At 68.2% G+C, this 16,868-nt stretch carries 18 protein-coding genes; 11 read left to right on the forward strand and 7 right to left on the reverse strand.

What is annotated here, in order from left to right; translation table 11 throughout:
- Position 1 precedes the first annotated feature (1 nt).
- The gene (locus AC3ANJ_RS15635) at positions 2-385 is read right to left on the reverse strand and encodes a PLDc N-terminal domain-containing protein (RefSeq protein ID WP_488317086.1); all 384 of its coding nucleotides are present in this window, start codon (positions 383-385) and stop codon (positions 2-4) included.
- Between the two features lie 207 nt (positions 386-592).
- Between AC3ANJ_RS15635 and AC3ANJ_RS15640 the strand changes: the two genes are divergently transcribed.
- Positions 593-919, forward strand: coding sequence for a carboxymuconolactone decarboxylase family protein (locus tag AC3ANJ_RS15640; protein ID WP_488317087.1), 327 nt, complete (start codon positions 593-595; stop codon positions 917-919).
- Positions 920-925: 6 nt separating this feature from the next.
- Here the strand turns inward: AC3ANJ_RS15640 and AC3ANJ_RS15645 are convergent, their stop codons facing one another.
- Complete coding sequence (locus AC3ANJ_RS15645) at positions 926-3,022, reverse strand: winged helix-turn-helix domain-containing protein (RefSeq protein ID WP_488317088.1); 2,097 nt, start codon at positions 3,020-3,022, stop codon at positions 926-928.
- A gap of 242 nt (positions 3,023-3,264) precedes the next feature.
- On the opposite strand from AC3ANJ_RS15645, the gene AC3ANJ_RS15650 reads away from it, so the two are divergent.
- From AC3ANJ_RS15650 to AC3ANJ_RS15660, 3 genes are read left to right on the forward strand one after another with little or no spacing between them, the layout of a single operon-like run.
- The gene (locus AC3ANJ_RS15650; RefSeq protein ID WP_488317089.1) at positions 3,265-3,924 is read left to right on the forward strand and encodes a hypothetical protein; all 660 of its coding nucleotides are present in this window, start codon (positions 3,265-3,267) and stop codon (positions 3,922-3,924) included.
- On the forward strand, positions 3,921-4,478 hold the full coding sequence (locus AC3ANJ_RS15655; protein ID WP_488317090.1) for a hypothetical protein: 558 nt from the start codon (positions 3,921-3,923) through the stop codon (positions 4,476-4,478). The genes AC3ANJ_RS15650 and AC3ANJ_RS15655 overlap by 4 nt, the downstream gene beginning before the upstream one ends.
- Positions 4,478-4,963 (forward strand): hypothetical protein, encoded by a 486-nt coding sequence (locus tag AC3ANJ_RS15660; RefSeq protein WP_488317091.1) that lies wholly within the window; start codon positions 4,478-4,480, stop codon positions 4,961-4,963. The genes AC3ANJ_RS15655 and AC3ANJ_RS15660 overlap by 1 nt, the downstream gene beginning before the upstream one ends.
- Here AC3ANJ_RS15660 and AC3ANJ_RS15665 read toward each other — a convergent pair.
- Both AC3ANJ_RS15665 and AC3ANJ_RS15670 read right to left on the reverse strand, forming a co-directional pair.
- Positions 4,895-6,133, reverse strand: coding sequence for a hypothetical protein (locus AC3ANJ_RS15665; RefSeq protein ID WP_488317092.1), 1,239 nt, complete (start codon positions 6,131-6,133; stop codon positions 4,895-4,897). The two genes, AC3ANJ_RS15660 and AC3ANJ_RS15665, sit on opposite strands and share 69 nt — an antisense overlap.
- A 31-nt stretch (positions 6,134-6,164) precedes the next feature.
- Positions 6,165-7,160 carry a LacI family DNA-binding transcriptional regulator gene (locus AC3ANJ_RS15670; RefSeq protein WP_488317093.1) on the reverse strand — a complete coding sequence of 332 codons (996 nt, stop codon included), beginning with the start codon at positions 7,158-7,160 and terminating at the stop codon, positions 6,165-6,167.
- Between the two features lie 148 nt (positions 7,161-7,308).
- On the opposite strand from AC3ANJ_RS15670, the gene AC3ANJ_RS15675 reads away from it, so the two are divergent.
- From AC3ANJ_RS15675 to AC3ANJ_RS15700, 6 genes are all read left to right on the forward strand, one after another.
- Positions 7,309-8,259: a carbohydrate ABC transporter permease gene (locus AC3ANJ_RS15675; protein WP_488317094.1), complete on the forward strand. Its 951-nt coding sequence runs from the start codon at positions 7,309-7,311 to the stop codon at positions 8,257-8,259.
- Positions 8,249-9,157, forward strand: coding sequence for a carbohydrate ABC transporter permease (locus AC3ANJ_RS15680; RefSeq protein ID WP_406248996.1), 909 nt, complete (start codon positions 8,249-8,251; stop codon positions 9,155-9,157). Before AC3ANJ_RS15675 ends, AC3ANJ_RS15680 begins: the two co-directional genes overlap by 11 nt.
- Before the next feature lie 40 nt (positions 9,158-9,197).
- Positions 9,198-10,508 (forward strand): ABC transporter substrate-binding protein, encoded by a 1,311-nt coding sequence (locus AC3ANJ_RS15685; protein ID WP_488317095.1) that lies wholly within the window; start codon positions 9,198-9,200, stop codon positions 10,506-10,508.
- Positions 10,509-10,595: 87 nt separating this feature from the next.
- Entirely contained in the window at positions 10,596-11,729 is a 1,134-nt protein-coding gene (locus AC3ANJ_RS15690; protein ID WP_488317096.1) for a Gfo/Idh/MocA family protein, read from the forward strand.
- The gene (locus tag AC3ANJ_RS15695) at positions 11,726-12,463 is read left to right on the forward strand and encodes a cupin domain-containing protein (protein ID WP_488317097.1); all 738 of its coding nucleotides are present in this window, start codon (positions 11,726-11,728) and stop codon (positions 12,461-12,463) included. The genes AC3ANJ_RS15690 and AC3ANJ_RS15695 overlap by 4 nt, the downstream gene beginning before the upstream one ends.
- A complete protein-coding gene (locus AC3ANJ_RS15700; protein ID WP_488317098.1) occupies positions 12,460-13,521 on the forward strand; it encodes a Gfo/Idh/MocA family protein in 1,062 nt (353 codons plus the stop codon). Before AC3ANJ_RS15695 ends, AC3ANJ_RS15700 begins: the two co-directional genes overlap by 4 nt.
- 6 nt (positions 13,522-13,527) lie before the next feature.
- Here AC3ANJ_RS15700 and AC3ANJ_RS15705 read toward each other — a convergent pair whose 3' ends face one another.
- The gene (locus AC3ANJ_RS15705) at positions 13,528-14,652 is read right to left on the reverse strand and encodes a calcium:cation antiporter (RefSeq protein ID WP_488317099.1); all 1,125 of its coding nucleotides are present in this window, start codon (positions 14,650-14,652) and stop codon (positions 13,528-13,530) included.
- Between the two features lie 93 nt (positions 14,653-14,745).
- Between AC3ANJ_RS15705 and AC3ANJ_RS15710 the strand changes: the two genes are divergently transcribed.
- Positions 14,746-15,531: a DNA/RNA non-specific endonuclease gene (locus tag AC3ANJ_RS15710; protein WP_488317100.1), complete on the forward strand. Its 786-nt coding sequence runs from the start codon at positions 14,746-14,748 to the stop codon at positions 15,529-15,531.
- Positions 15,532-15,575: 44 nt separating this feature from the next.
- On the opposite strand, the gene AC3ANJ_RS15715 is transcribed toward AC3ANJ_RS15710, so the two are convergent.
- Positions 15,576-16,307, reverse strand: coding sequence for an alpha/beta fold hydrolase (locus tag AC3ANJ_RS15715; RefSeq protein WP_488317101.1), 732 nt, complete (start codon positions 16,305-16,307; stop codon positions 15,576-15,578).
- Positions 16,304-16,849, reverse strand: a complete 546-nt coding sequence (locus AC3ANJ_RS15720; RefSeq protein WP_488317102.1) for a PadR family transcriptional regulator — start codon at positions 16,847-16,849, stop codon at positions 16,304-16,306. The genes AC3ANJ_RS15715 and AC3ANJ_RS15720 overlap by 4 nt, the downstream gene beginning before the upstream one ends.
- Positions 16,850-16,868: the final 19 nt, after the last annotated feature.

The following is a 16,868-nucleotide window of genomic DNA, read 5'->3' on the forward strand; positions in this document are numbered from 1 at the left end:
ATCAGGCGGCGAGCGCCTTGGCCTTCAGTGCGTCGTACTCGGACTGCGAGATCGCCCCGGAGGACAGCAGACTCTGCGCCCGCTCGATCTCGGCGGTGGGCGACACGGAGGTGCCGGCCACGCTGCGGACGTAGTCCGCGTTCGCCTGGGCTGCGGCCTGCACGTCGGCGGCCTGGCGCTTCGCCATCGACCCGCCGCGCGCGATCAGATAGATGAGCGCGCCGAGGAACGGCAGCACGATCAGCAGGATCACCCATCCGGCCTTGCCCCAGCCGCTCAGCGAGCTGTCACGGAAGACGTCCATGAAGATCCAGATGAAGGTCCAGACGCAGAGGATGACGAGATAGATCCACAGCATCCACAGCAGGAAGTCGAAGATACCCATGACGGAGCCCTTTCCGAGCGTTCAACGGGACGCCGAGCGGCGACCCATGCGTCACGGTATCCACCGGGTCGAATCGCTCGCATCATGCGATTCGTGTGAACGGGCCCGGATCGGATCACGCGAATCGCATGGTGCGCCCGACGCCCGCTCGCGGTGCACTGGAGGCAGACGGATCCGCCCACCCTGCGGACCGAGGAGGAGGCACCCGTGGATGCTGTCGAACGGCTGAGACGCCTCTGCGTCGACGACCAGGTCGCAGGCGCAGGCGAAGGCCCCGACTGGTCCGATGCCCTCGATAAACACACGGTGGCGCTGGTTCGGATCGCGGCGCTCACCGCGAACAACGCGCCGGCGGCTTCCATGCGCTCGGCCGTGGACGATGCCGTCGCCGCCGGTGTGACCCTGCACGAGATCGTCGGTGTGCTGGAGGGCCTGATCAGCGACGTCGGGCTGCCGCGGGTCGTCGCCGCGGCGCCGAGGGTCGCCGTAGCTCTGGGCTACGGCGACGACCTCGTGCCCGATTCCGAGATCTGACGCGGATCAGCCGCCGAGCAATCCGATCTCGTTCGCACGATCGACCGCCGCGGAACGCGTCGTGACCCCGAGCTTGCGATAGATGGATCCCACCTCGGAACTCACCGTGTTGCGCGAGATGAACAGCCGGCGGCCGATCTCCGCGATCGTGAGATGCGTCTGCAGATACGGCAGCAGGCGCAGCTCGGCCGGGGTCAACGGCACGCTTCCGCCGGCCGCGGGTTCGCCAGCCAGCGAACCGCGCAATTGCTCGACCTGCGCCGACACCACGCCGATGTCCGGACGTCGGCGCAGCAGCTCGTCGATCTCGCGCATGAGATGACGGGCCGCCGCGCGGTCATCGACGGCGAGATGCGCGCGGATCAGCTGCATCCGTGCGCGGACGGAGAGATAGGGAAGCAGGTGAGTGCATCCGATCCGGGCTCGCATCGCTCGGGCGAGCAGGCGCGCACCACGCTCGCGATCGCCATCGTGAATGGCCGCCCGCGATGCCACGGCGAGCGCGAGCGCCGTGGTGGGATAGCCGTCCATATGACTCGAGTCGATCGCAGCCACGGCGCGGTCCGCATGCTCGCGCGCATCCTCCCAACGGCTCTCGTCGATGGCGAACAGCGCGAGTTCCGGCGCGCTGAGGATGACGGTGTCGGAGTTTCCGGCCACCATCGCGACATCGATCGCCTCCTCGAACGCGGCACGCGCGCGCTCGCGATCGTCGACGAGCAGGCATGCCGACCCCCACAAGTGCAGTGCCTGATCCCGCCACGGGCTCGTCGCCGGTTCGTGCTCGATGGCGAAGGCCGCCTCGGACAAGGCCCTCCGGTGCCCCTGCTCGCACAGCGCGGCACGGATCATGGCGCGCGCCGATTCGAAGAGCAAGCGATCAGGGGGATCCAGGGTATCGGCATCGAAGGATTCGAGAATGCGCGACCAGCGCTCGCCTGCCACGACATCGCCCAGCAGGATGCCCGTCCACGTCATCGACACCACGAGCGGCGGATAGCTGCGGACGACCTCGTCGCCGAGCTCGGCCAGCCACCGCTTGAGGGTGGAGACCTGACCGAGCTGGTACATCGGCAGGCTGACCTCGGCGATGCGCTCGGCCGCTCGCTCGACCTCGCGGGCCTGCAACAGGTGCTCGATCGCCTGGTCCGCTGCCCCGGCGCGCTCATGCCAGTCGGCGGCACGCCGGTGCAGTTCGACGACCGCCGTGGCGCCCTCCGCTCGCTCGAGCTCGGTCGCGAGGAACTCCCGGAACAGCGGATGGAAGCGGAACCAGCCTCGATGCCGGTCCATGCCGATCAGGAAGAGGTTCGCGGCTTCGAGTTCGCGCAGCCTTGCTCGAGAGTCCTCGATGCCCAGGACCGCATTGCAGGATGCCGCGGAGACCTGTTCGAGGATCGAGCTGCGCCGCAGGAACTCCTGGACGTCCGCCGGAAGGCGTGCCACGCACTCCCGGTAGAGGTAGTCGGCGACGAACCGGTCGTCGCCGGTGACGGCGACCGCGTCCCCGCCGGATCGAGCCACCAGCGCGCACAGGAACAGGCCGGTCGGCCAGCCCTCGCAGTGCTCGACGATGGCATCGAGTTCGTCGTCGGGGAGATGCGGCGCTCCTGCGGTGGCGAAGATGGCGCGCGCGCCGGTCTGATCGAGAGACAGGTCCTCCACGCCGATCTCCCAGGCGTCACCCGCAGCGCGCAGGCGGGAGATGAGGGCCGACTCGCGTCGACCGGCGATCACCATCTGCGAACCGACGGGTATGCGGGCGAAGAGGATCTCCAGCGCGTCCTGGCACTCGTCGGACTCCGCCCAGTGCAGATCGTCCACGAACAGGACGAACTGCTCGGGCGCCGCGGCGAGCGCCCCGCCGAGCAGCGGCGCCGAGCGCCCGAGCGCGGCGGTGCCGATCCCCCGCAGATCGTCGACGACGTCGGCGACCGCGGGCGACAGCTCCACGGATGCTGCGGCGATCACCGACAGGACCGCGGCCGGGTCGATGTCCGTGCGGTCCAGCGACACCCAGGCGATCCTGCGACCCTCACCAGCCGCCCACTCCGCGAGAAGCGTGGATTTGCCGTAGCCCGCCGGCGCCGTGACCGAGACCACGCGCGCTCCGCTCTCGCGAGCGCGCTCGATCAGTCGTCCTCGACTGACACCCCCCTGCCGAACGTTCGGTACTTGAATCTTGCTGTCGAGCAGCACTGTTGACACGTCAGCGTCTCTCCCCGCACTGGATCGTGATCTCCCCCTATGCGAATACTAGGGGCGCGGATCGCCGCACGCCACAGCGACCGTCCGACGGATCAGCACGGCGCGATGCGGCGGCTCATGGCCGTTATGCTGTCGGCGTGACGAGGACCGACGAGACTCCCGGTATCGTGCGCCGGGCCGCCGCCGGCTCCGGGCACGCGCTGGCCTCGTTGGGCGCTCCCCTCTGGACGGCGATTCTCGTCGTGACCGTCATCGCGGCCGGCTTCGTCGGTTTCGGCGGGCTGCGCCCCGCCTCGGCCTCGCCGGCCGAGTTCGGCGAGGATGAGGAGGCCCGCACGTCGCTGTACTCGGTCGCGGTTCTGGATGCCGAGACGACGGACGTCGTTGAGGACCGGGTCGAGGCCGACCCCGGCGAGACCCTGCTCGTGGTCACCCTGCGCCTGGAGAACCTCTCGGACCGTCCGATCGGCGTCGGCGGGTCGACGGACCGGATCGAGGCGCGCCTCGTGAACGCCGCCGCCCCCCTGCTCGCGCTGGTCGACGTCGAGCCGACAGATTCCGCCAGGGCTTGGCGCACCGACGGCTCGGCGGGTGTCATCGTGCTGCAGCCCGATGTTCCGTCGGTCGTGCAGATCGCGTGGCCGGTCCCCGAGGAATCCTTCGCCGACGGCATCCTTCGCCTCGATGTCTACGAACCCGAGATCACGACCGGGAAGGTGATCCTCTCGTCCGACCACGTCACCTGGGACCGCGACGAGCTCGTGGCCAGGATCGCCGTTCCGATGGAATCGTCATGAGGCGCGCCGCCCCCTGGGCCGTCGGCGCCGCGCTCGTGATCGCCGCCGGGGCGACCGTCGCGCTCACCCCCTCTGACATCGCGCTGTCGCAGGCGTTTCTCATCCGCGGCGGGGCCGGCGATGTCGTCACCGGTCGCACCCTTACGGCGCAGGTCCGTGATGCGGCCTTCGCGGATCGCGTCACCACCGGCGGAGGCGACTGGGCGGCTGACGGCAACTGGCTTGTCGTGACGGTGGCCGCGTCGGCACCGCAGACCGAGGTCGACGCCGCGATCAACCTGGCGACGCTCAAGATCGGCGACCGCACCTTCCACGCGAGCGAGCGAACACGCGACTCGCTGCTGCGCGAGCCCCTCCGCGTCGGCACGGACACGGTCGGGATGCTCGCGTTCGAGCTGCCCGCCGGTGTGGATGCCGGAGACGCCGAGCTGCGCCTGATCACCACGTACTTCACGCCGCAGTTGGACGATGTGGTCGTGCTGCCCGTCTCGCTCGACGGCGTGCCATCGGAGGCAGAGATCGAGATCACCGCACCTGGATGGGAGGGGTTCTGATGCGCTGGTCCGGGCGCCGCAGTTCCCTGATCGCCCTGCTCGTGGCGACCATCACCGTCATCGGGGTGCACGTGTGGTTCGACGTGGTGCCGACGATCGAATCGGACGACATGGCCGTGGCAATCGCCGACGAAGCCGTCGACGTCGCGGGTCAGCAGCTCGTACTCCGCTCGGTGCGCGCCGACGAGTTCGAGGCGCCGGACGGCGCGCACACGGTCAGCGTCCGGCTGCACTCCTCGGGTGGATCCGACGCCACCGGATGCCGGTCGCTGCTGCTGGCCGAGCAGCACGGTGCGCGCGTGTGGACGCTCGCGAACTCGGAGCTCGATCTGCCCTCCGACGCCGGGGAATCCCGGTGCCAGGCGGAGTCGCCCCCGTACGACATCCTCGCGGTCTTCGTCGTCCCCGACGACGCGTCAGGACTGTTCTGGTTCGACGTCACCGATGAGGATGGCCGCATCGTCCGCTTCCCCATCGAGCGCTGACATCGTGTGCCCGCCGGGCTCGCGCGGTTCGAGACCGGACTCGGGCCGTGCGATCACACTGTCGTACGCCGTCGCGACGGTCGCGACCCGCAGCGGCTCGGCGATTGCGGCCACGCCGACCAGGATGAGCGGCAGGAACGCCGCCCAGAAATCCGTGTCGTGTCCGCCGATCGCCTGGAGCACTCCGCGTGTGCCGAGCTGCTCGGCGAGCGCCCAGACGCAGTACGCCAGCGCGTACCCGCCGAAGAGGGCGGGGCCGCTGCGCCAGATGACGGCCACCGCCGCCCAGAGGTCCTCGAACCGTCGGGTCAGGGTGCGCGCGAGGATCGCCATGGATCCGCGAGAATCCGTCGCCGTGCGCAGCATCCGCGGTACGGCGCTCTCGAACGTCGTTCCGTAGATGACCCCCGCGACCAGCAGCCAGGCGGCCGGAACGATGACGGCGGCGACCAGGATGCCGAACACCCACACGCCCGCCTCCCAGACGCCCGCGATCACCGCGAAGTTCGCCGCGAACCAGTCGCCGATGCCGTCGAACCACTGCGCGCCGGCCGTCGTGGCCGTCCAGTCGAGTGCGTCGCCCCACCACTGCCCGACGAGGGTGAAAAGCATGAAGGTCCAGAGGACTTCGGCGTAGGTCGCGAAGATCAGCGTCCATGCCGGCAGACGCGCGCTGAACCGGGAGAAGACGAACCGTGCGGCGAGCGCGACGACGAGCACCGCGATCGGAAGCGCTCCGGCGGTGATGAGTCCGCCGCGATCGCCCAGCTGCGTCGCATCGAGCGCGACTTCCTCGAGCGCGATGCGCGCGGCGATGTTCATGAACTCGATCTGGTCGGCCGTCAGCATCCCCCACGCGGCGTAGAACGCGAAGAACGGCAGGATCGCCGGCAGGATCGCCGCGCCGAACTCGCGCGGTCCGCTGTGCTCGGGGGCGGCGGTGTGCGGGAGCGACGGCCGCACACAGAGGTACATGGCGACGTAGGAGACCAGTCGCGCCGCGACCGCGAGCGGCAGCAGCAGGAGTCCGCCGAGCGTCGTGTGCCCGCCGACGAACCCGGCCAGCTGCACGAGCAGTTCGTGCAGCGCCTCGCCGCCGAGGTACCAGGCCACGAGCAGCATCCAGTGCCGGGCGAGGATGCGCCCGAATGTGCGGAGGAGCTGCGGCATGACTCTCACGGTAGCGGGTGAGCGCGCAGGATCAGGAAGCGGTCGGCGCCCCGATCGACTCGCGCCAGACGATGCGCTGCAGGTCCGTCGCCGGCGGGGGAACCGGCTCGCGCCGCACCGTCGCGATGAGTCGGCGCATGGAGTTCTCACCCAGCGACTCGCGGTCCTGGATGACCGACGTCAGCGAGGGGACGAGGTACGCGCTCTGACGGTGATCGTCCCAGCCTGTGACGCTCATCCGCCCCGGCACCGACCATCCCCGCAGCAGTGCCGCGCGCATCGCTCCGGTGGCGACGAGGTCGTTGGGGGCGATCAACGCGAAAGGCGCCGTGTCGTCCGGCAGCGCCGCGACCGGGTCGAAGCCGGCATCCGGGAGCCAGCTTCCGATGATCACGCCCATGGACTCGAGTCCGAGACGCTCGATCGTGGCCACGTACGCATCGCGGCGGGCGATCGCCGATGGATACGAGAGCTCGCCGGTGATGTGCAGGAAGCGGCGATGGCCGAGTTCGACGAGCCGTTCCATCATCTCGACGACCGGCCGCGCGTCGGTGAGCTCACCGGTGACGTGCATCTGCTCGTCGAACTCGCTCAACGACAGGACGACGGTCCTGGTCTGATCGACGGGCGGCACCGGCGCATGCAACGGCGTGAACGAGAGGATGCCCTCGAACTCCTCCGAGGCGACGATCTCGGCGAGCCGTTCGGCGCGTGCTTCCGGCTCACCGGGGACGTAGACGACTTCGACCGCATATCCGGCCTCGTTGGCAGCGTTCGTCACGCCGTGCAGAAGCGTCAGCGGATTCAGCGCCGACACGGTCATGGCGACCGCGAGACGCCCTGTCCGGTGCGTGCGCATGGACCGCGCCGCGAGGTTGGGCCGGTAGTGGAGTTCGGCAGCCGCTTCCATGACGCGCTTCCTGGTCGGCTCCGAGATGCCCTCCCGCCCCGTGAACACGAACGAGACGGTCGACTGCGACACTCCCGCCAATCGCGCGACATCGCGACTCGTCGCTCTCTTCTCCATGCTCGGCTCCCCTCCGGGCCGGCCGATCCGAAAAAGCGGTTGACGCGGCATCCGTGCTTTGCCATAGTAGCCAATACGTCTTAGTACTACGTATTAATAGTACGTAGTAGTAGCAGCACACCGACATCAAGGAAGATGGGGAGGAAGCATGAGCATCGCTGAATTGCGGAGCATGTCGCATGCCCGCACCGGCAGGAAGCGGACGAGGGAGGAGAAACGCGCCGCCGCGCCCGACAACAAGACGGCGGTGATCTTCCTCGCTCCGTTCATCCTCGGCGCGGCCGTCCTGACTCTCGGCCCGATCCTGATGTCGCTGTATCTGTCCTTCACGGACTTCAACCTGCTGCAGGATCCGAACTGGGTCGGCATCGACAACTACGTACGCATGATCAGCGACTCGCGACTGCATCAGTCGCTGCTGGTGACGTTCCTGTACGTGCTGATCGGCGTGCCGCTGCAACTCGGGGTCGCACTCGGGCTCGCGATCCTGCTCGACAAGGGCATGCGCGGCCTGTCCTTCTATCGCTCGGCGTTCTACCTCCCGAGCCTTCTCGGAGCGTCCGTCGCCATCGCGATGCTGTGGCGACTGATCTTCGGCGCCGACGGTCTGCTCAACGCCCTGCTCGGAGCGATCGGGATCGAGTCGAACCAGAGCTGGATCGGAAGCCCCGAGACGTCGCTGTCGACGATCATCCTGCTGCACGTCTGGATGTTCGGCTCGCCCATGGTGATCTTCCTCGCCGGGCTCCGGCAGATCCCCGCCGAGCTCTACGAGGCGGCGGCCACCGACGGCGCTCCGGCGTGGTGGCGCTTCCGCGCCATCACACTGCCGCTGCTCACGCCGATCATCTTCTTCAATCTCGTGCTCGCGGTGATCAACTCGTTCTCCGCCTTCACGCAGGCGTTCATCGTCTCTGGCGGCTCCGGCGGTCCGGCCGATTCGCTGCTCTTCTACACGCTGTACCTCTACCAGGAAGGCTTCGGCTCCTTCCGGATGGGTTACGCCTCGGCACTCGCGTGGCTGCTGCTCATCATCATCGGCGTCCTCACCGCCATCAACTTCTGGCTCTCCAAGTACTGGGTGCATTATGACGACTGAAGATCTCTCCACCAGGACCCTTGTCACACCGACTCGTCGGCGTGGCCCCCGCCCCTACCGTCAGCAGAGCCGTTCCCTCTGGGGACGCGCCCTGCGGCAGGCGGTGATGATCATCATGGTCGTCATCTCGCTCTACCCCGTGCTGTGGATGGTCGTGAGCTCGTTGCGACCGGAAGGCGAGATCTTCGCCAATCCCTCGTTGATCCTGACCGATTTCGAATGGGAGAACTACGTCTACGGATGGACCGCGCTCGGCACTCCATTCGGCCAGTATCTCCTCAACTCCGGCGTGATCGTGCTCGGCTCGATCATCGGCAATCTGTTCAGCTGCTCGCTCGCGGCCTATGCTTTCGCCCGTCTGCGATTCCGCTTCCAGAGGCCGGCGTTCGCCTACATGCTCGTCACGCTGATGCTGCCGATCCACGTCGTGATCGTCCCGCAGTACATCCTGTGGGCGCAGCTGGGATTGAACGATTCGTTCTGGCCCCTGATCGTGCCGAAGTTCCTCGCGACCGATGCGTTCTTCATCTTCCTGATGGTGCAGTTCATCAGAGGGCTGCCGAAGGAGCTCGACGAGGCCGCCCGCATCGACGGGGCAGGTCACGGCCGCATCTTCCTCCAGATCCTGCTGCCGCTGATGACCCCCGCGCTCGCGACGACGACGATCTTCACCTTCATCTGGGTGTGGAACGACTTCTTCTCGCAGCTCATCTTCCTCACCAGCCCCGGCAACTACACCGTGCCGATCGCACTGCGTTCGTTCATCGACGCGCAATCGAGCTCTTCCTTCGGGGCGATGTTCGCGATGAGCGTCGTGTCGATCGTCCCCCTCGTCCTCATCTTCGCCTTCGGGCAGAAGTTCCTCATCAAGGGCATCGCCACCACCGGCCTCAAGTAGGCACCGACCGACCACTCAGGTCTCGAACACAAGGAGCACCATGAAGCGCAACACCCTTCGCGCCGGAGCCGGCATCGTCGCCGCGACTCTCGCGCTCGGCCTCGCCGGCTGCGGCCTCGGCACCGGCGGCGGCGGGGAGCCCGCCGAACTCAGCGACGAACCCGTGACCCTGCGGATGTACTGGTGGGGCGGCGACGCCCGCCACCAGCGCACTCAGGAGGTGATCGACCTCTTCGAGGAGAAGTATCCGAACATCACCGTCGAAGGTGAGTTCTCGGACTGGACGGCCTACTGGGAGAAGCTCGCCACCTCGACGGCCGGCAAGAACTCCCCCGACGTCATCCAGATGGACCAGCTCTATCTCGCGTCCTACGCGGACCGCGGCACCCTCGTCGACCTCACCGACTACGACATCAGCACGAAGGGCATGGAGGAGAGCGTCCTCGGCATGGGCGAATCGGACGGCGGACTGTACGCCATCCCGATCTCGACATCAGCCATGTCGACGATCGTCAACACCGATCTGCTCGATCAGATCGGCGTCCCCCTGCCGGAGAACACCGACTCCTGGACGTGGGAGGAGTACACGGCCTGGGCGAAATCCGTGACGGATGCGGCGCCGTCCGGCACGTACGGCGGATCGCTCGCTCAGAACGAGTTCATGCTGCAGCTGTTCGCCAGGCAGAACGATGACAGCCTGTTCGAGGACGGCGATGTCGCGATCGATCCGGAGACGATGACGGCGTTCTTCCAGACCGCGCTCGATTCGAGCTCGAGCGGTGCGTCGGCGCCGGCATCCGCCTGGGTCGAGTCCTCGAGCCTCGCACTCGATCAGACGCCGTTCGCCGTCGGAACCGTCGCGTCGAGCTTCATCACGGCGACGCAGGTGTCCGTCTTCTCGCAGGCGTCAGGGGCGAATCTCGAACTCCTGCCGATTCCGACCACCGACGGCGGCGTGGAGGAGTACGACTACTTCAAGGCCGGCATGTACTGGTCGGTCTCGTCGCAGTCCAAGCATCCTGCCGAGGCGGCGCTGCTCATCGACTTCTTCCTCAACGACCCCGAGGCCGTGAAGATCATCGGCAGCGAGCGGGGCCTGCCCGCGATCTCCACGACGCTCGACGTGATCGGCGACGATCTCACCCCTGAAGAGGTCAAGGCCGTGGAGTACTCCGACTCGCGGGTTCCGTACCTCGGAGAGGCACCGGCGATCGTCCCCAACGGCGCCTCGGACGTGGACGCGGTGCTGCTGCGCTACATGCAGGATGTGCTGTTCGGGAACAAGACCCCGGAGGCCGCGGCGACCGGCTTCATCGCCGACCTCCAGAAATCCATCGACGCGGCCGGCTGAACCGGAGGGCGGTCCGAACCGGGCCGCCCTCTCCGCTGCGCTGCGCACCCGTCACCGGACCGGCAGGTCCCTCTCAAGGAAAGTGAAATGCTCAGAATCGGAATCATCGGCACCGGCGGTATCGCGGATGCCCACATCAACGGCTATCTCGCATTCCGCGAGGACTGCGAGATCGTGGCGCTCGCCGACGTCGTCCCCGGCAAGGCCGCCCAGAAGGCCGAGGCCTTCGGTCTGACCGATGCGGTCGCGTACGACGACCCGTTCGCCATGGTCGCCGAGGCCGGGCTCGACCTGGTCAGCGTGGCGACGCCCCCGTCGACGCATGCTGCGCTGGCCGTCGCGGCGCTGGATGCCGGGGTGCACGTGCTCGTGGAGAAGCCGATGGCTCCGTCGCTCGAGGAGTGCGACGCGATGATCGCCGCGCAGCAGCGATCGGGAAGATTGCTCTCCGTCGTGGCGCAGAACCGCTTCCGCGACGACCTCGCCACACTGAAGGCTGTCGTGGACTCCGGGCTGCTCGGCTCGATCTCGCACGTCCGCGTCGACTCCGCATGGTGGCGCGGCCTGCCGTACTACGACCTGTGGTGGCGAGGCACCTGGGAGAAGGAGGGCGGCGGATCGACCCTCAACCACGCGATCCACCACATCGACCTGCTGCTGTGGCTGCTCGGCCGACCGAGCGAGATCACGGCCATGCTCGCCAATGCGCAGCATGACAACGCCGAGGTCGAGGACCTCTCCGTCGCGGTGCTCCGCTATGGCCGAGGCCTCGCCCAGCTGACGAGCTCCGTCGTGCACCACGGCGAGGAGCAGGAGATCGTCATCCAGGGCGAGAAGGCGCGCGTATCGCAGCCCTGGAAGGTCGTCGCCGAGCGGGCGCGGCCGGACGGATTCCCCGAGCGCGAACGCGACGCCGAGCTGGTCGCGCGCATCGAGCGCGTCGCCGCCGACCTCGAGCCGCTGGCCCATCACGGCCATGCCGGGCAGATCGGCGACATGCTCGATGCGATCCGCACCGGACGCGCGCCGATCGCCGACGCCCAGGACGGACGCAACGCCGTCGAGGTCGTCACAGCGATCTACAAGGCGGGCTTCGATCGCAGGGTCGTCTCCCTCCCCCTGTCCGAAGACGACCCGTACTACCGCGCGGGCCACCTCGTGTCCTCCGCACCTCACTTCTACGAGAAGCAGCGTTCCGTCGCCGAGGCGGTGCGGGTGTGAACACCTTCCCCGGCGGCACATCGCTGACCGACCTGGAGGTGTACGCGGATGCCGCGCCGGATGGCATCTGCGGCGGCAGCCCGCATATGCATCTCGTGTCGACCGAGGCGTACATCGTCGTCGCCGGACGCGGGGCCCTGCACACGATCGACACGGACGGGTATCGCGAGACTCCGCTGGAGTCGGGCTCGGTCGTCTGGTTCACTCCGGGGACCGTGCACCGCGCGGTGAACCACGGACAGCTCCGCGTGATCGTGCTGATGAGCAACAACGGGCTGCCGGAGGCCGGCGATGCCGTGCTCACGTTCCCGGCGGACGTGGTGGCGGATGCCGAGGCATACGAGTCGGCGGCCTCGCTCGGTGACTCTTCCGGGCGCGCGGCACGGGCATCGCGGAGGCGCGATCTGGCCGTCTCCGGCTTCGAAGCGCTGCGCGATGCCGTGGTCGCGGGAGACCGCGGACCGCTCGATGCCTTCTATTCCGAGGCGGTCGAACGAGTGCGTTCGCGCGCGCAGACCTGGGGCGCCCTCGTCGAACAGGGCCCCCTCGCCCAGGCGGAACGGGAGCTCCAGCGGGCGACGGCCATCGCCGCCGGCTCCGGGTCGCACCTGGGCGAAGCGCGGGTCACGCGCGCCGATCCCGCATCCGGCGAACCGGTCTTCGGCATGTGCGGCCGGCTGCGCACCTACGACGTCACCAGCGGCATCTCTCACCCTCAGGAGAATCAGAAGTGAACCATCCGTACGTCTTCGACCCGCTGCCCGAGCCCGTCGTCGGGCCAGGCGACTTCGTCTTCTCCGCCGTCGGTCTCGCCCACGGACACGTGATCGGAATGACGCAGGGTCTGATCGATGCCGGAGCGACGCTGCGCTCGGTCTACGACGCCGATCCGGTCAAGGTGGCGGAGTTCGTCGCACGGTTCCCCGGGGTGCACGTCGCCGCGAGCGAACGCGAGGTCCTCAGCGACCCGGACGTGCGTCTCGTCGCGAGTGCGGACATCGCATCCGAGCGCGCGCCTCTGGGCCTGCGCGTCATCGACGCCGGCAAGGACTTCTTCGTCGACAAGGCGCCGCTGACGACCTTCGCCCAGCTCGACGCCGTTCGGGAGGCGACCGCCAGGACGGGACGGAAGTACGCCGTCTACTACGGCGAGCGCGTGCATTCCGAGGCCGCCATCCTCGCCGGACAGCTCGTGGCGCAGGGTGCCATCGGGACCGTCCTCCAGGTCACGGCGTTCGGCCCGCATCGCGTCGGCACCGGTCGCCCTGATTGGTTCTTCGACGCCGATCGGTACGGCGGCATCCTGTGCGACATCGGCAGTCACAACTTCGAGCAGATGCTGTTCTACACCGGAGCGACCGACGGCGAGGTCGTCAGCGCGACCGTCGCGAACTACGCGCACCGCGACACTCCTGGACTGCAGGACTTCGGCGACGCGCACGTCGTGCTCGACAACGGGATGACCGGGTACGTCCGCGTGGACTGGTTCACGCCGGATGGACTCGGCGTCTTCGGGGACGGACGGACGATCCTGCTCGGCACGGACGGCTACATCGAGCTGCGCAAATACATCGACATCACGACGGACAACGGCGGCGGTCAGGCGCTCCTGGTCAACCAGGACGGCCAATATCGCTTCGAGGCCGACGGCAGGACGGGCTTCCCGTTCTTCGGACAGTTGATCCGCGACTGCCTCGACCGGACCGAGGTCGCGATGACGCAGGCGCATGCGCTGAAGGCAGCCGAGCTGAGCCTGCAGGCGCAGACGTCGGCGCTGGTCCTCGCCGGGTGAACAGGGTCAGCTGAACAGCGCGATCACGTACGCGGCGAACAGCACGAGATGGGCCGCCCCGTACGTGGCGCTCGTCTTCTTCGAGGCGAAGGTCGCGACCGACAGCACGAGCGTCGCGCCCAGCAGCATCATGTCCGCGGGCGTCTCGGCGAGGATCACGGTCTGTCCGGTCAACAGGCCGATGACCAGCACCGCCGGGATCGTGAGCCCGACCGTGGAGACGAGGGCACCATGGCAGAGGTTGCTGACGCGCTGCGCCTCGCCGGCCAGCGCGGCGCGCACCGAGGTGATGGATTCCGGCAGGAACACGATCGCCGCGATGAGGAGTCCGGCGAGCGCCGGCGGGGCGCCGAGGCGCCCGAGGCCGTCGTCGAGCAGCGCCGCCATGTCGTGCGACAGCAGCACGATCGGCACCACGGTCACCACGAGCAGCACCAGTCGCGTGATGATCTCGCGGCGGTGCTCGCGCAGCACGTCGGCGACGGGGGTGTGCGTTGCAGGTTCGGAATCGGATGCCGCGGCATCCGGCTCCCGGAAGTCCACGGCCCGCGGGCCCATCTGCTGGTAGAGGAAGAAGCCGTACAGCGCCAGGGTGAGCAGGATGATCGGGATCTCCTGGCCCTGCGTGAGCGCGCCGTCCGTGCCGATCACCGCCGGGAGACCGAACGCGACCACGCTCAGGACGATCAGCATCGTCAGGTAGGCGGACGTGCCCGCCCTGTTGTGACGGAGCGCGCCGGTGCGCAGCCCGCCGACCAGCAGGCAGAGTCCGATCACGAGGTTGAGGATGATCATCGACACGGCCATGACCGAGTCGCGGGCGATCGTCGCGTGATCACCGGGTCCGAGCATGACGGCGGCGATCAGGACCACTTCGATCAGGACGATCGACAGGGTCAGCACGAGTGATCCGTACGGGTCGCCGAGCCGGTGCGCGAGCGCCTCGGCCTGCTTGACGACCCCGAACGCGCAGAGCAGGATCACCGCGATGATGCCCACCAGCGCGATGACCAGCGCGACCGTCGGTGCCGGTGCCGCCAAGAGCGGGTGGATCAGGAGCAGGACGACGAAGGCGCCCCAGCCGAGTCCGATGCGGATGAGGTCGTCGGCACCGACGAAACGCGTGCGCATTGCTTCTCCTTCGGGCAGGGCCGTCCCCGAAAGAATGTCACGAACCGGGCCGTCCCGGTCGCGATGTCGCACGTCGATTCTACGCTGGGTGACATGACACACGGCTATGACCCCGGATTCCTGGATGGCGACGTGCCGCTTCCGCGGCCCACCGGCTCTGCGGTGGATCTCCCCTACCCGCGGTTCACTGTTCTCCTCGACCCCGAGCGCCGGCTCGCGTCCGTCACCGCCGTCAACATCGACGGCGCGCAGTTGCGCGAGGTGTCCAGGTCAGGAGACTGGCGGCTCGATCCGCGGGTGGATGCCGATCAGCAGGCGGGACCCGACGTGTACGCGCGCAACGATCTCGACCGCGGGCACCTCGTGCGCCGCCGCGACCCCGGCTGGGGCGACCTCGACGAGGCGCGCGAGGCCACCGAGGCGACGTTCTTCTACCCGAACGCGGCGCCGCAGGCCGCAGGGTTCAACCAGTCCAAGGAACTCTGGCTCGGCCTGGAGGACCACGTGCTGTCGTACGCCGAGACGACGGATCAGCGGGTGTCGGTCTTCACTGCTCCGGTGCTGGGTGCGCAGGACCCGCCGTACCGCGGCATCCGGATCCCGCTGAGGTTCTGGAAGGTGGCCGCGTGGAAAGGACCGGCCGGTCTCGCGGCGGCCGGGTTCCTGCTGGACCAGTCCGAACTGGTGGACGTCCGCGAAGGAGTTCTCGCGGCCCCTCCACTCGGCGCATTCCGCACGTTCCAGGTGCCGATCGCCGACATCGCGGATGCCGCGGGTATCGATCTCGGAGTGCTGGTGTCAGGGGACGTGCTGCCGGTTCAGACGGCCCGGCCCGGCGTGTGGCGCGAGCTCAGCGCGTTCGACGACATCGAGCTCTAGGCGGCCAGCGGACGACGATGAGCTTCAGGCGACGACGAGCGGCGTCACGGCAACGGCAGCAGCTCGGGGTTCGCCGCGCCTTCGTCGAGCCAGGAGCGCAGAGTGCGGTTGAACAGTGCGGGATCCTCCGCATTCCACGCATGGTGCATCCCGGGCGCGAGCCCGATCGTCGCATCCGGACGAGCCGCGCGGATCACTTCGAGGCTGTCGTGGAAATACCGCATCTCGCGCTCACCCGCGATCGCCATGAGCGGGGCGGCGATGTCCTCCAGCCGTGTCACGCCTCCGGGGTAGACCTCGCGCAGCTGCTCGGTCAGCTTGGCACGGGAGATCGGCGGGCAGCTCGCCACGAACCGCTCCGTCTCCTCGCCCTCCAGACCGAATTGGCGGGACATGCCCGCCCAGTAGAAGCGCCGGTACCAGAGCAGGAGCGCCACGCGATTCATCATGCGCATCGACCAGCGGTACGGAAGCACCGAGGCTCCGGTGACGAACACGCTCGCCACGTGCTGAGGATGGCGAGCGGCGAGGTGCAGCGCGGTGATCCCACCGAGAGACAGCCCGACGACGTCGACGGGCTCTCCCGCTTCCGCATCGATGTACGCCGCCACACGGGCCGTGACGGCATCGAAGTCACCCCACGGTTCGTCCCGTCGCGACAGGTACCCGGGCAGATCGGGAGCGAGAGCGAGACGGTCGTCGAAGGCCGGCAGTTGCTCGGCCCAACTCCAGCCGCCGACCGAGCCTCCGTGGAGGAAGAGCACCGGGCGCGTCACGAGTCCTCCTCCGCTCCGAGACCTGCCCTGAGCACGTCGAGCCATTCGAGATGCTCATCGTGCTCGCGGATGCCCTGATCCAGAGTCATGGAGCGCAGCCATCCCGCACGGTCGGAACCAGGGTCCGGATGCGGAGTCTCGGCACGGATGACGGCGAGTTCCTTCCGCGCGGTCGTCGTGTCCGCCGCACGGGCATCGATCAGCGCCGAGACCTCATCGTCGTCGAGTTCTCCGGCGAAGAACATCCGGGCGACGAAGGAGTCGCGGGGCGCCTGCGACTCCGGCCGCGCGACGAGCCACGCGTGCAGCGCTTCGCGTCCCCGGTCGGTGACGTGGTGGACGACGCGGTCAGGGGCGTTCGTTCCCGGTACGACCTCGATGCGGGCGAGGCCCTCGTCGACCAGCTTCGCGAGCGTGCGGTAGATCTGCGCCTTGTCGGCATGCCAGAAGTAGGCCGCGGAGGTTGCGAAGGCACGCATGAGGTCGTAACCGGTCATCGGCTGAACGACCAGGAAACCGAGGATGATGCGCGACAGCGTCATGCCTACAGTGCATCACCGA

The organism is Microbacterium sp. STRO-1N (assembly GCF_057748015.1).